We start from the raw sequence: 13,412 nt of genomic DNA, 5'->3' as shown, positions 1-13,412 counted from the left end.
TGGTCGGCTGCGACGGCCGGCCGACGCGGTGGTGTTGGCCGGGGCCTCCAGCCGGTCGGCGAGCCCCGCGCGGTGCCGTGTCGGTCGCCGGGCCTCCGGGATGCGGGGCACCCGCCTGTGCCCCTGGGGACGCGGCCCGGCGGGGCGCCCCTCGTCGGGGCAGGTCGCCGTGCCGTGTCGGATGGTGGGTCGGCGTGGTGGTCGGCTGCGACGGCCGGCCGACGCGGTGGTGTTGGCCGGGACCTTCAACCGGTGGGCGCCTCGCGCGGCGCCGTGTCGGCCGCCGGGGCTCCGGGGCCGGGGCTGGTCGGGGCCTTCAGCCGCTCGGCGAGCCCGCGCGCCACCGCGCCGGTCGTCGGGGCTCCGGGATGTGGGGCAGCCCCGGTCCCGTCGGTCCGTATGTGGTTGGTCTCGTTCAGCAGGTGCTGTGGGCCGTCGGCGAGGGCGACGTGACGGTCGCCTTCACCCTGCTGTGGCCGGACGGGGGGCGGGTGGCGCGGTGGGCGGGCGGGTAAGGTCTGCGGCTGTGAGTGGTAGTTCCGCGGCTCTTCAGCCCCCTGCCGACGCCGTGACGCCGGTGCGGCATCCCGATGCGCCCGCGCCCGGCGAATTGCTCGGTTCGCATTACGGACAGTGTTTCGGCTGTGGTCACGACCAGCCGCACGGGCTGCGCCTGGAGGCGCGGGCGGGCGAGGGCGTCACCCTGACCGCCGAGTTCACCGTGCAGCCCGCCCACCAGGGTGCCCCCGGCCTCGCGCACGGGGGTGTGCTGGCCACCGCCCTGGACGAGACGCTGGGCTCGCTGAACTGGCTGTTGCGGACGATCGCGGTGACGGTCCGGCTGGAGACCGACTTCGTGCGGCCGGTGCCGGTCGGCACGACGCTGCACCTGACCGCCGAGGTGACCGCGGTCGCCGGGCGGAAGATCTACTCCAGCGCGGTCGGCCGCATCGCAGGCCCCGACGGCCCCGTGGCCGTCCGTGCCGACGCGCTGTTCATCGAGGTCAAGGTCGACCACTTCGTCGACAACGGCCGCGAGGAGGAGATCCAGGCCGCCCTGAGCGACCCGGACCAGGTCCGGCGCGCCCGCGCCTTCGAGGTGAACCCGTGAGCGCCCCGCACCCCGAGCCCCCGGCGGGCTCCGTCGCCCCGGATCCGCGTGCCCCCGTCGACGTGCTGATCCGGCGCGTCGACCCCGACGTACCGCTTCCGGCGTACGCGCTTCCCGGTGACGCCGGGGCCGACCTGCGCACGACGCGGAGCTGCGAACTGAAGCCGGGCGAGCGGATCGTGCTGCCCACGGGAGTGTCGATCGCCCTGCCGGACGGGTACGCGGCCTTCGTGCACCCCCGATCCGGTCTGGCCGCCCGCTGCGGTGTCGCCCTCGTGAATGCCCCGGGGACGGTTGATGCCGGGTACCGTGGGGAGATCAAGGTGATCGTGGTGAATCTCGACCCGCGCGAGTCCGTGCGGTTCGAGCGCTTCGACCGGATTGCCCAACTGGTCGTCCAGCAGGTCGAGAGGGTCCGCTTCCAGGAGGTCGCGGAGCTTCCCGGCTCGGCGCGGGCCGAGGGGGGCTTCGGGTCCACCGGGGGCCATGCCGCGGTGGGCGGCGAGAGCGGCACAAGCGGTCAGGTCGCCGAGGGCGGCCAGGCGGGTGGGAATCGATACGCTTCGGTCGTATCCGACCGGGAAGGACAGTGACGTGTTCGGACGTCGCAAGAAGAAGGGTGCCGCCGAGGACGCGGCCGGCGAGGCCGAGCAGGTCGTCGACAGCGTCGACACCGAGGCGGACGAGGAAGAAGCAGGCGAGCCCAAGCGGGTGCGGCTCGAACCGGAGCCCCGCCCCGAAGGGCCGTGGGACGCCTCCGAGGTGCGTGACCCGGCCGAGGGCCGGGTGGATCTCGGCGGTCTGTTCGTGCGGGGCGTGGACGGCATGGAGCTGCGGGTCGAGGTCGCGGGCGACGCGATCGTCGCGGCGACCGTCGTGCTGCGCGACAGCGCGGTCCAGCTGCAGGCGTTCGCCGCGCCCAAGCGCGAGGGCATCTGGGGCGAGGTCCGCGAGGAGATCGCGACCGGCATCACGCAGCAGGGTGGCATCGTCGACGAGGTCGAGGGCCCCCTGGGCTGGGAACTGCGCGCCCAGGTGCCGGTGCAACTGCCGGACGGCACCGGCGGCTTCCAGGTCGTGCGGTTCATCGGTGTGGACGGCCCGCGGTGGTTCCTGCGCGGTGTGATCTCGGGCCAGGGCGCGGTGCAGCCGCAGGCCGCCGGGCTGCTTGAGCAGATCTTCCGGGACACGGTCGTGGTCCGCGGCGAGGGTCCGATGGCGCCCCGCGACCCGATCGTCCTGAAGCTGCCGAACGACGCCCAGATGGTCCCCGAGGGCGTTCAGCAGGAGGAGTCCTCGCGCTTCTCCGGCGGCATGGGCCAGCTGCAGCGCGGACCGGAGATCACCGAGGTTCGCTGAGCACTCCGCTGGACGCTCTGCCGGACATGCCGCGATGTGCCGTCGGCCGTTCGCGGCGAATGCGACAAGGGCCGCACCCCTGGGGTGCGGCCCCTTCTCGTGTGTGAACTCTTGACGGGGTTTTGGTCTGTACCTATGGTCCCGGCCAACGCCTCTGTTCATAAAGGCGCTCCGAGTTCACATACGAGAACGGAGTTGCTGTGCGTCGTACCCCCCTCCTCGCGGTCGTGACCGCCCTGGTCCTGGGCGTGTTAGCGGCCCCCGCCGCCCAGCGTGCCGACGCCGCCCCCACCGCCTTCGTCCACCCCGGAGTCACCGTCTCCCAGAGCCAGCTGGATTTCGCCCGCAGCAAGGTGCTGGCCGGCGCCCAGCCCTGGAAGGGCGCCTACGACCAGATGACGGCGAGCAAGTACGCCGACCTGAACCGCACGCCCAAACCCCGCGCCACCGTCGAGTGCGGCTCGTACTCCAACCCCAACTACGGCTGCACCGACGAACGCGAGGACGCGATAGCCGCGTACACGGACGCCCTCGCCTGGTACGTCACCCGGGACGCCCGCTACGCCCAGAAGGCCATCCAGATCATGGACGCCTGGTCGGCCACGATCACCAGCCACACCAACAGCAACGCGCCGCTGCAGACCGGCTGGGCCGGCTCGTCCTGGCCCAAGGCCGCCGAGATCATCAAGTACACGTACGGCGGCGGCTGGCCGAACTCCGGCCGCTTCGCGACCATGCTCCGCGACGTCTACCTCCCCGTCGTCATCAAGGGATCCAACTCCAACGGCAACTGGGAGCTGTCGATGACGGAGGCCGCCGTCGGCATCTCCGTCTTCCTGGAGGACAAGGCGTCGTACGACAGGGCCATGGCCACCTTCCGCACCCGCACGGCCGCGTACGTCTACCTGGCCTCCGACGGCGACCTGCCGAAGACCGTGCCCAGCCAGAACCTGAACACCCGGGACAAGATCGTCTCGTACTGGCAGGGGCAGTCCACCTTCGTCACCGGGCTCACCCAGGAGACCTGCCGGGACTTCACGCACACCGGATACGGCATCTCCGCGATCTCGCACATCGCCGAGACCAGCCGGATCCAGGGGCAGGACCTGTACGGCACCGACGTCGGCGAACGGCTGCGGCAGGCGCTGGGCTTCCAGTCGAAGTACCAGCTCGGCACGGCCGTACCCGACTGGCTGTGCGGCGGCTCCCTCGACCTGGGGCTCGGGCCCGTCACCGAGGTCGGCTACAACGCCCTGCACAACCGTCTCGGCATCGCCATGACCAACACCCAGACGCTCACCCAGAACAACCGGCCCGCCGGCAGCAACAACCTCTTCGTCGCCTGGGAGACGCTCACCCACGGTGACAACCCGAACTGACCCGGGCCCCTTGGACGGCCGGGCGTCGGCCAGCCATACTGGCGCCCGGTCCTAAGGGGGAGTGGCGATGAACGTTCAGGTGGTCACCGAGACGATGGTGCGCGTCGAGGACGTGCACCGGTCGTACGGGCACGGAGCCGCCGCCGTGCACGCCCTGCGCGGGGTCTCCTTCGAGATCCCGCGCGGCGAACTGGTCGCCCTCAAAGGGCGCTCGGGATCCGGCAAGACCACCCTGCTGAACGTCGTCGGCGGGCTCGACACGCCCGACCGGGGCCGGATCACCGTGGACGGGCGGGATCTCGCCGCACTGGACGAGAACGGGCTGCTTCAGCTGCGGCGCGACCGGATCGGCTTTGTCTTCCAGTCCTTCGGGCTCGTGCCGATCCTCTCCGCGGCGGAGAACGTCGGCGTACCGATGCGGCTGCGCCGGGCCGATCCGCGCGAGCGCGAGGAACGCGTCGAACTGCTGCTCTCCCTGGTCGGCCTCGCCGACCACGCCGCCCAGCGCCCCGGCGAGCTGTCCGGCGGCCAGCAGCAGCGCGTCGCCATCGCCCGCGCCCTCGCCAACCGGCCCGCGCTCCTCATCGCCGACGAGCCCACCGGGCAGCTGGACGCCGAGACCGGTCACGCCGTGATGGAACTGCTGCGGGCCGTCGTCCACAGCGAGCGGGTCACCGCACTGGTCGCCACCCACGACACCACCCTGCTGGACCTGGCCGACCGGGTGCTGGAACTGAACGACGGCAAGATCACCGAATCCTGACCCCGCCATCGACCGGACCAGGGGATCCGGGCTGGTGGTGGGTCATCAGGGTTGTGTCAAAGTTGCTCGTTGGCTGAATATGTGTCTCTTTTGTCGCGATTGTGGGCCGTAGGGTCGACGCTGCGTAGGCGGCAGTGACGGGAAGACAATAGGGCCATGGCACGTGGAAAGCTCCGGATCTACCTCGGTGCGGCACCGGGCGTGGGCAAGACCTACGCCATGCTGTCCGAGGCGCACCGGCGCGTGGAGCGGGGCACCGACTGCATCGTCGGGTTCGTGGAACACCACGACCGGCCGCGCACCGAGGTGATGCTGCACGGCCTGGAGCAGGTGCCGCGCCGGGAGCTGGAGTACCGCGGCGGGCGCTTCACCGAGATGGACGTGGACGCGGTCCTGGCCCGCGGCCCCCAGGTCGCCCTCGTGGACGAGCTGGCCCACACCAACATCCCCGGCTCGCGCAACACCAAGCGCTGGCAGGACGTGGAGGAGCTGCTGGCGGCCGGCATCGACGTGGTCTCCACGGTCAACATCCAGCACCTGGAGTCCCTGGGCGACGTGGTCGAGTCGATCACCGGCGTACGGCAGCAGGAGACCGTCCCGGACGAGGTGGTGCGCCGTGCCGACCAGATCGAACTGGTCGACATGTCGCCTCAGGCGCTGCGCCGGCGCATGGCGCACGGCAACGTCTACCAGCCCGACAAGGTGGACGCGGCCCTGTCCAACTACTTCAGGCCCGGGAACCTGACCGCCCTGCGGGAACTGGCGCTGCTGTGGGTGGCCGACCGGGTCGACGAGTACCTGAAGCAGTACCGCAGCGAGCACCGGGTCTCCGCGATCTGGGGCTCCCGCGAGCGGATCGTCGTGGGCCTGACCGGCGGCCCCGAGGGACGCACCCTGATCCGCCGGGCGGCGCGGCTCGCCGAGAAGGGCGCCGGCGGCGAGGTGCTGGCCGTCTACATAGCCCGCAGCGACGGCCTGTCCGCGGCCTCGCCGAAGGAACTGGCCGTCCAGCGCACCCTCGTCGAGGACCTGGGCGGCACCTTCCACCACGTCGTGGGCGACGACATACCCGCCGCGCTGCTGGACTTCGCGCGCGGCGTCAACGCCACCCAGATCGTCCTCGGCTCCTCGCGCCGCAAGAGCTGGCAGTACGTCTTCGGGCCCGGCGTCGGCGCCACCGTCGCCCGCGAGTCGGGCCCCGACCTCGACGTGCACATCGTCACCCACGAGGAGATCGCCAAGGGCCGCGGGCTGCCCGTGGCCCGGGGCGCCCGGCTCGGCCGGACCCGGATCGTCTCCGGCTGGATGGTCGGGCTGCTCGGTCCTGTCGCCATGGCGCTGTGCCTGAACGCCGTGGACCTCGGACTCGCCAACGACATGCTGCTGTTCCTGGCGCTGACGGTGGCGGCGGCCCTGCTCGGCGGGCTGCTGCCCGCCCTGGCCTCCGCGGCGTTCGGGTCGCTGCTGCTGAACTACTTCTACACACCCCCGCTGCACCGGCTGACCATCGCCGACCCCCACAACATCGTCGCCATCGCGATCTTCGTCGGGGTCGCGGTGTCCGTGGCCTCGGTGGTGGACCTGGCGGCCCGGCGCACCCACCAGGCGGCCCGGCTGCGCGCCGAGTCCGAGATCCTGTCGTTCCTCGCCGGCAACGTGCTGCGCGGCGAGACCGGCCTGGAGGAACTGCTGGAGCGGGTCCGGGAGACGTTCGGCATGGAGTCCGCCGCCCTGCTGGAGCGGGCGGGCGATGTCGAGCCGTGGACCTGCGCTGGCCGCGCCGGGTTCGGCCCGCCGCTCCAGCGGCCCGAGGACGCCGACGTCGACGTGCCGGTCGGCGACCACATGGCGCTCGCGCTGACCGGCCGCGTACTGCCCGCCGAGGACCGCCGGGTACTGGCCGCGTTCGCCGCGCAGGCCGCCGTGGTGCTGGACCGCCGGCGCCTCCAGGAAGAGGCCGACCGGGCCCGCACGCTGGCCGAGGGCAACCGGATCCGCACCGCGCTGCTGGCCGCGGTCAGCCACGATCTGCGCACCCCGCTGGCCGGGATCAAGGCCGCGGTCACCTCGCTCAGGTCCGACGACGTGGACTGGTCCGAACAGGACCGGGCGGAGCTGCTGGAAGGCATCGAGGAGGGCGCCGACCGGCTCGACCACCTGGTCGGCAACCTGCTCGACATGTCGCGGCTGCAGACCGGCACGGTCACCGCGATCATCCGCGAGGCCGACCTCGACGAGGTGGTCCCGATGGCGCTGGTCGGCGTCCCCGAGGACAGCGTGGAGCTGGACATCCGCGAGACCCTGCCGATGGTCGCCGTCGACCCCGGGCTCCTCGAACGGGCGATGGCCAACCTGGTGGAGAACGCCGTCAAGTACAGTCCGCCCGACCGGCGTGTCATGGTCGCCGCCAGTGCCATCGCCGACCGGGTGGAGGTGCGGGTCGTGGACCGCGGGCCGGGCATACCCGACGAGGCGAAGGACCGGATATTCGAGCCGTTCCAGCGCTACGGCGACGCCCCGCGCGGTGCCGGGGTGGGTCTCGGTCTCGCGGTCGCGCGCGGCTTCGCCGAGGCCATGGGCGGCACGCTGAACGCCGAGGACACGCCAGGGGGCGGCCTCACCATGGTCCTCAGCCTGCGGTCGTCAGGAGCGCGTCCCGAGCCCCTTCGCACCGGAGAGGGCGCAGCAGAACCGGAAAGGAAGGCCTCATGACCCGGGTGCTCGTGATCGACGACGAGCCGCAGATCGTGCGCGCCCTCGTGATCAACCTCAGGGCGCGCAAGTACGAGGTCGACGCGGCCGCCGACGGCAGGACCGCCCTCGAACTCGCCGCCTCACGCCACCCGGACGTGGTGGTCCTCGACCTGGGCCTGCCCGACATGGACGGCGTCGAGGTGATCAGGGGTCTGCGCGGCTGGACCCGGGTGCCGATCCTGGTCCTGTCGGCCCGGCACTCCTCGGACGAGAAGGTCGAGGCGCTGGACGCGGGCGCCGACGACTATGTGACCAAGCCGTTCGGCATGGACGAGCTGCTGGCCCGGCTGCGGGCCGCGGTGCGCCGGGCCGAGCCCGTCGGTCCCGGCGAGGACGACGTGACGACGGTGGAGACCGAGGGGTTCACCGTCGACCTGGCCGCGAAGAAGGTCAACCGGGGCGGCAGGGACGTACGGCTGACCCCCACGGAGTGGCATCTGCTGGAGGTGCTGGTCCGCAACACCGGGCGGCTGGTCAGCCAGAAGCAGCTGCTCCAGGAGGTGTGGGGCCCCTCGTACGGGACGGAGACCAACTATCTGCGCGTGTACATGGCGCAGCTGCGCAGGAAGCTGGAGGCGGATCCCTCGCACCCGAAGCACTTCATCACTGAACCGGGGATGGGCTACCGGTTCGAACGCTGACGCCCGCCGGAGCCGGTGGTGTCACGTTCGGCTCGTAAGGGGATCGGCCCAGCGGTACGTTGCCGTCGGTGGGCCCCGGTACGCTTCTGATATGAGTGCTGTTCCGCGTTCCGAGAAGCCGGTGGGCCGGTTCCGGCGCATGCTCGGCCGGCTCTCCTCGTCCCAGGAGGACCTGGAGTCGGAGGAGCTGCGGGAGGACACCGACACGGCCGGCTGTATACGGATCGGCGACTGCCAGGACCGGCAGATCGTCACGGTAACTGGTACCTTGCGCACGGTAACGCTGCGTCCGCGCGCCGGAGTCCCGGCTCTGGAGGCCGAGCTGTTCGACGGCTCCGCCGCGTTGGACGTGGTGTGGCTGGGCAGGCGTTCCATCGTGGGCATAGAACCAGGGCGCAAGCTGATCGCATCGGGCCGGATCTCGATGAGCCGGGGCCGCCGGGTGCTGTTCAACCCGAAGTACGAACTGAGACCCCTCGGACGGGAGTAGCCGGTGACGTCACTCGACAAGCCGACCGAAGACACCACTCAGCAGGACGACGCCCGGGCGGTGACCGAGGCCGCGCTCTTCGAGGCGTTCGGCGGTGTCAGGGGCATGGTCGAGACGGTCCTGCCCGGACTCCTGTTCGTCACGATCTACACGATCAACAAGGACCTGCACTGGTCGGCGATCGCCGCGCTGGCCGTGTCGCTGGTCCTGGTCGTGGTGCGGCTGGCCATGAAGGACACCGTCAAGCACGCCTTCAGCGGCGTCTTCGGTGTGGCCTTCGGCGTCGTGTTCGCGATGTTCACGGGCAACGCCAAGGACTTCTACCTCCCCGGCATGCTCTACACCCTGGGTCTGTCCCTGACGTACATCGTCACGACGCTCGCCGGGGTGCCCCTGATGGGGCTGATCCTCGGCCCGGTCTTCAAGGAGAACCTGTCCTGGCGCACCCGTAACCCCGGGCGCAAGAAGGCGTACGCCAAGGCCAGTTGGGCCTGGGGGCTGATCCTGCTCGGCAAGTGCATGATTCTCTTCCCGCTGTACTGGTGGGCGGACACCACCCAGCTCGGCTGGGTCCTGGTGACCTTGAAGATCCCGCCGTTCCTGCTCGCCGTCTGGCTCACCTGGGTCTTCCTCGCGAAGGCGCCCGCGCCGATCGACGTGTTCGCGGAGATGGAGGCCGAGGAGCGGGCCGAGGAGGAACGCAAGGCCGCGGCGGCCACGGAGCGCGACGAGTCGCCCGCCGGCCGGCACCGCCGCGAGGCATAGCCGCCGCCGACGGCGCGGCGAGGGTACGGCTGCGGTTCTCGGCGCGGCGAGCGTGTAGCCGCGGTCCCGATGGGGTGAGGTGCGGTCGAAGTCCTCGGGGTGGTCAGGGTGTGGCCCGAGCCTCCGACGTGATGAACGCTGGGGCGGAAGTCCTCGGCGTGGTGAGGGTGCGGTCGAAGTCCCCTACGCGGTGAGAGCGCGGCCTCCGAAATCCCCGTCCTGGCGAGGGCCCCCGAAATCCCCGATGTGGTGAGGGTGTGGCGCCGAAGTTCCCGGTGATTTAGGGGGCGCTCGGGATTAGCGGGCGCCCCCTGCTTCGTACTCGGGCGTGCTCAGTCGTCCTCGCGGCGTACCGACAGCAGGTCCTCCAACTGTTCCTCGCGGGCCTGGGCGGCTACGAAGAGCAGTTCGTCGCCCGGCTCCAGGGAGTCCTCCTTGGAGGGGGCCAGCACGCGGGTGCCGCGGATGATCGTGACCAGGGAGGTGTCCTCGGGCCACTCCACGTCCCCGACCTGGGTGCCGGCCAGCGCCGACTCCTCCGGCAGGGTCAGCTCGACCAGGTTCGCGTCGCCGTGGCTGAAGCGGAGCAGCCGCACCAGGTCACCGACGCTCACCGCCTCCTCGACCAGCGCGGACATCAGACGCGGGGTGGACACGGCGACGTCGACGCCCCAGGCCTCGTTGAACAGCCACTCGTTCTTCGGGTTGTTCACCCGGGCCACGACGCGCGGCACGCCGTACTCCGTCTTCGCCAGCAGGGACACGACCAGGTTGACCTTGTCGTCGCCCGTCGCGGCGATCACCACGTTGCAGCGCTGCAACGCGGCCTCGTCCAGGGACGTGATCTCACAGGCGTCGGCCAGCAGCCACTCCGCCTGCGGCACCCGCTCGACCGAGATCGCGGTCGGCGCCTTGTCGATCAGCAGGACCTCGTGGCCGTTCTCCAGCAGCTCGCCCGCGATCGAGCGGCCGACCGCGCCGGCACCGGCAATGGCGACCCTCATCAGTGACCGCCCTCCTCTTCGGGGCCCTCGGCGAACGCCGCCTCGACCTTGTCGACATCGTCCGTCCGCATCATCACGTGCACCAGGTCGCCCTCCTGCAACACCGTCTGCGAGGTGGGCAGGATCGCCTCACCGAGACGGGTCAGGAACGCCACACGGACCCCCGTCTCGTCCTGGAGCCTGCTGACCTTGTGCCCGACCCAGGCCGGGGAGGTGTGCACCTCGGCGAGCTGGACGCCACCGGTGGGGTCGCGCCACAGCGGTTCGGCGCCCGAGGGCAGCAGCCGGCGCAGCATCTGGTCGGCCGTCCAGCGGACCGTGGCCACGGTGGGAATGCCCAGGCGCTGGTAGACCTCGGCGCGGCGGGGGTCGTAGATACGGGCCGCGACGTTCTCCACGCCGAACATCTCACGGGCCACCCGCGCCGAGATGATGTTCGAGTTGTCGCCGCTGGACACGGCGGCGAAGGCGCCGGCGTCCTCGATGCCGGCCTCGCGGAGGGTGTCCTGGTCGAAGCCGACCCCGGTGACCCGGCGGCCGCCGAATCCCGGGCCCAGCCGGCGGAAGGCCGTGGGGTCCTGGTCGATCACCGCGACCGTGTGCCCCTGCTGCTCCAGGGTCTGGGCGAGGGCGGAGCCCACCCTGCCGCAGCCCATGATGACGATGTGCACGACCGTCCTTCCGATGTCCAGAAAAGTGACTGCCCGGCCCCGTCGGGGTCAGCCCCCTCAGGGTCTCAGACCGACGCTCAAGCTACACACGCGCCGTCCGGGGTGGGCACCCCCGTGCAACCGCCCGTGGTCAGCGGCGCGTGATGCTGCGCACGCTCAGCAGCGTCAGGAATCCGAGGCCGACGAGCGAGGCGGCGGCGCCGATCAGATGTGCGGTCGCGGGCATGGATCCTCCGGGGTGCGGCGACGGGCGGGTTTGCCATCTAGGCACGCGGAACGCGCCGCCCACGGAATCCGAAGTTCCCTGCGCCCCGGAGTTCACTCGTGAGGCAGATCCGGGACGGCAGGTGGGCGGCTGCCAGTTCGAACCCTTACGATCCTCTGTCGTGTCCAAACTGACCGACGTGCCCAAACGGATCCTGATCGGGCGCGCGCTGCGCAGCGACCGGCTGGGTGAAACGCTCCTGCCGAAGCGGGTCGCGCTGCCCGTCTTCGCCTCCGACCCGCTGTCCTCCGTCGCCTATGCGCCGGGGGAGGTCCTGCTGGTCCTGTCCATCGCGGGCGTGTCGGCCTACCACTTCAGCCCCTGGATCGCGCTCGCGGTCGTCGTGCTGATGTTCACGGTGGTCGCCTCCTACCGGCAGAACGTGCACGCCTACCCGAGTGGCGGCGGCGACTACGAGGTCGCCACCACCAACCTCGGACCCAAGGCGGGCCTCACGGTCGCCAGCGCGCTGCTCGTCGACTACGTCCTGACCGTCGCCGTGTCCATCTCCTCCGGCATCGAGAACCTCGGCTCCGCGATCCCCTTCGTGGTCGAGCACAAGGTGCTGTGCGCGGTCGCCGTGATCGTGCTGCTGACGCTGATGAACCTGCGCGGGGTGAAGGAGTCCGGCACGCTGTTCGCGATCCCGACGTACGTCTTCGTCGCGGGCGTCTTCATCATGATCGTGTGGGGCGCGTTCCGGGGCCTGGTCCTCGGGGACACGATGCGCGCGCCCACCGCCGACTACCACATCAAGGCCGAGCACCAGGGCCTCGCCGGCTTCGCGCTCGTCTTCCTGCTGCTGCGCGCCTTCTCGTCCGGCTGTGCCGCGCTGACCGGCGTCGAGGCCATCTCCAACGGCGTCCCGGCCTTCCGCAAGCCCAAGTCGAAGAACGCGGCGACCACGCTGGCCATGATGGGGCTGCTCGCCGTGACGATGTTCTGCGGCATCATCGCCCTCGCCATGACCACCAAGGTCCGCATGGCCGAGAACCCCGCCGCCGACCTGCTCCACGACGGCGTGGCGCTCGGCTCCGGCTATGTCCAGAACCCGGTGATCTCGCAGGTCGCCGAGGCGGTCTTCGGCAAGGGCAGCTTCCTGTTCGTCGTGCTGGCCGCGGCCACCGCGCTGGTGCTGTTCCTGGCCGCCAACACGGCCTACAACGGCTTCCCGCTGCTCGGCTCGATCCTCGCCCAGGACCGCTATCTGCCCCGCCAGCTGCACACCCGCGGCGACCGGCTGGCCTTCTCCAACGGCATCGTGCTGCTCGCGGGCGCCGCCGCCCTGCTGGTCGTCGTCTACGGAGCCGACTCGACCCGGCTGATCCAGCTGTACATCGTCGGCGTGTTCGTGTCCTTCACGCTCAGCCAGACCGGCATGGTCCGGCACTGGAACCGGCACCTCGCGGTGGAGCGGGACCCGGCCCGGCGCAGCCACATGGTCCGCTCCCGGGCGATCAACGCGTTCGGCGCCTTCTTCACCGGCCTGGTCCTGGTCGTCGTCCTCGTCACCAAGTTCACCCACGGCGCCTGGGTCGCCCTGCTCGGCATGGTGATCTTCTACGCGACGATGACCGCGATCCGTAAGCACTACGACCGCGTGGCCGAGGAGATCGCGGCCCCCGAGGGCCCGAGCGACGACAGCGTACGGCCGTCCCGGGTGCACTCGATCGTCCTGATCTCCAAGATCCACCGGCCCACGCTGCGCGCGCTGGCCTACGCCAGGCTGATGCGCTCGGACACCCTGGAGGCACTGACCGTCAACGTCGACCCGGCGGAGACGAAGGTGCTGCGCGAGGAGTGGGAACGGCGCGGCATCGACGTGCCGCTGAAGGTGCTCGACTCGCCCTACCGGGAGATCACCCGGCCGATCATCGAGTACGTCAAGAACCTGCGCAAGGAGTCGCCGCGCGACGCGATCTCGGTGATCATCCCCGAGTATGTGGTCGGCCACTGGTACGAGCACCTGCTGCACAACCAGAGCGCCCTGCGGCTCAAGGGGCGCCTGCTGTTCACGCCCGGTGTCATGGTGACCTCCGTCCCCTACCAGCTCCAGTCCTCCGAGGCGGCCAGGAACCGGGCCCGCAGACGGCAGGAGTGGCACGCACCCGGCGCGGTGCGGCGCGGCCCGGCGGAGCAACGCCCGAAGGAACCGAGCACCGGGAACTGAACGTGAGCCTCCGGCACGGGGCCGCGGGCTTGGGGACCCG

12 protein-coding genes are annotated in these 13,412 nt (G+C 70.9%); 10 read left to right on the top strand and 2 right to left on the bottom strand.

Annotation, left to right across the window (positions count from 1 at the left end; genetic code table 11):
* Positions 1 to 526: 526 nt before the first annotated feature.
* The 9 genes from ACIRFL_RS31690 (at position 527) to ACIRFL_RS31650 (ending at position 9,262) form a co-directional block, all read left to right on the top strand.
* On the top strand, positions 527 to 1,111 hold the full coding sequence (locus ACIRFL_RS31690) for a PaaI family thioesterase (RefSeq protein ID WP_404035109.1): 585 nt from the start codon (positions 527 to 529) through the stop codon (positions 1,109 to 1,111).
* Positions 1,108 to 1,704 carry a dUTP diphosphatase gene (gene dut, locus ACIRFL_RS31685; protein ID WP_404035106.1) on the top strand — a complete coding sequence of 199 codons (597 nt, stop codon included), beginning with the start codon at positions 1,108 to 1,110 and terminating at the stop codon, positions 1,702 to 1,704. Before ACIRFL_RS31690 ends, dut begins: the two co-directional genes overlap by 4 nt.
* Before the next feature lies 1 nt (position 1,705).
* Positions 1,706 to 2,470 carry a DUF3710 domain-containing protein gene (locus tag ACIRFL_RS31680; RefSeq protein ID WP_404035103.1) on the top strand — a complete coding sequence of 255 codons (765 nt, stop codon included), beginning with the start codon at positions 1,706 to 1,708 and terminating at the stop codon, positions 2,468 to 2,470.
* Between the two features lie 200 nt (positions 2,471 to 2,670).
* Positions 2,671 to 3,849, top strand: coding sequence for an alginate lyase family protein (locus ACIRFL_RS31675; protein ID WP_404035100.1), 1,179 nt, complete (start codon positions 2,671 to 2,673; stop codon positions 3,847 to 3,849).
* Between the two features lie 67 nt (positions 3,850 to 3,916).
* Positions 3,917 to 4,612: an ABC transporter ATP-binding protein gene (locus ACIRFL_RS31670; protein WP_404035097.1), complete on the top strand. Its 696-nt coding sequence runs from the start codon at positions 3,917 to 3,919 to the stop codon at positions 4,610 to 4,612.
* A 156-nt stretch (positions 4,613 to 4,768) separates the two neighbouring features.
* Positions 4,769 to 7,324 carry an ATP-binding protein gene (locus ACIRFL_RS31665; RefSeq protein ID WP_404035094.1) on the top strand — a complete coding sequence of 852 codons (2,556 nt, stop codon included), beginning with the start codon at positions 4,769 to 4,771 and terminating at the stop codon, positions 7,322 to 7,324.
* Positions 7,321 to 8,007, top strand: coding sequence for a response regulator (locus ACIRFL_RS31660; protein ID WP_404035091.1), 687 nt, complete (start codon positions 7,321 to 7,323; stop codon positions 8,005 to 8,007). The genes ACIRFL_RS31665 and ACIRFL_RS31660 overlap by 4 nt, the downstream gene beginning before the upstream one ends.
* Positions 8,008 to 8,098: 91 nt before the next feature.
* Positions 8,099 to 8,497, top strand: coding sequence for an OB-fold nucleic acid binding domain-containing protein (locus tag ACIRFL_RS31655; RefSeq protein WP_388713571.1), 399 nt, complete (start codon positions 8,099 to 8,101; stop codon positions 8,495 to 8,497).
* A 3-nt stretch (positions 8,498 to 8,500) separates the two neighbouring features.
* Positions 8,501 to 9,262, top strand: a complete 762-nt coding sequence (locus ACIRFL_RS31650) for a DUF3159 domain-containing protein (RefSeq protein WP_404035088.1) — start codon at positions 8,501 to 8,503, stop codon at positions 9,260 to 9,262.
* A gap of 332 nt (positions 9,263 to 9,594) precedes the next feature.
* Here ACIRFL_RS31650 and ACIRFL_RS31645 read toward each other — a convergent pair whose 3' ends face one another.
* Positions 9,595 to 10,266: a potassium channel family protein gene (locus ACIRFL_RS31645; protein ID WP_404035086.1), complete on the bottom strand. Its 672-nt coding sequence runs from the start codon at positions 10,264 to 10,266 to the stop codon at positions 9,595 to 9,597.
* The gene (locus tag ACIRFL_RS31640) at positions 10,266 to 10,937 is read right to left on the bottom strand and encodes a potassium channel family protein (protein ID WP_388713562.1); all 672 of its coding nucleotides are present in this window, start codon (positions 10,935 to 10,937) and stop codon (positions 10,266 to 10,268) included. Before ACIRFL_RS31640 ends, ACIRFL_RS31645 begins: the two co-directional genes overlap by 1 nt.
* Positions 10,938 to 11,323: 386 nt before the next feature.
* Here ACIRFL_RS31640 and ACIRFL_RS31635 point away from each other — a divergent pair, with 386 nt between their 5' ends.
* Positions 11,324 to 13,372, top strand: a complete 2,049-nt coding sequence (locus ACIRFL_RS31635) for an APC family permease (protein ID WP_404035084.1) — start codon at positions 11,324 to 11,326, stop codon at positions 13,370 to 13,372.
* Positions 13,373 to 13,412 lie beyond the last annotated feature (40 nt).

It is taken from the genome of Streptomyces sp. NPDC102462, from assembly GCF_044765425.1.
Lineage (GTDB): Bacteria > Actinomycetota > Actinomycetes > Streptomycetales > Streptomycetaceae > Streptomyces.
Note: the sequence above shows the minus strand (reverse complement) of the source record. Positions and strands in the feature narration are given on the sequence as shown.

Excerpts from the sequence above, each read along its gene's own strand:
- ACIRFL_RS31660 (WP_404035091.1), top strand. The coding sequence starts at position 7,321 with ATGACCCGGGTGCTCGTGATCGACGACGAGCCGCAGATCGTGCGCGCC.
- ACIRFL_RS31655 (WP_388713571.1), top strand. The coding sequence starts at position 8,099 with ATGAGTGCTGTTCCGCGTTCCGAGAAGCCGGTGGGCCGGTTCCGGCGC.
- ACIRFL_RS31665 (WP_404035094.1), top strand. The coding sequence starts at position 4,769 with ATGGCACGTGGAAAGCTCCGGATCTACCTCGGTGCGGCACCGGGCGTG.
- ACIRFL_RS31670 (WP_404035097.1), top strand. The coding sequence starts at position 3,917 with ATGAACGTTCAGGTGGTCACCGAGACGATGGTGCGCGTCGAGGACGTG.
- ACIRFL_RS31645 (WP_404035086.1), bottom strand. The coding sequence starts at position 10,266 with ATGAGGGTCGCCATTGCCGGTGCCGGCGCGGTCGGCCGCTCGATCGCG.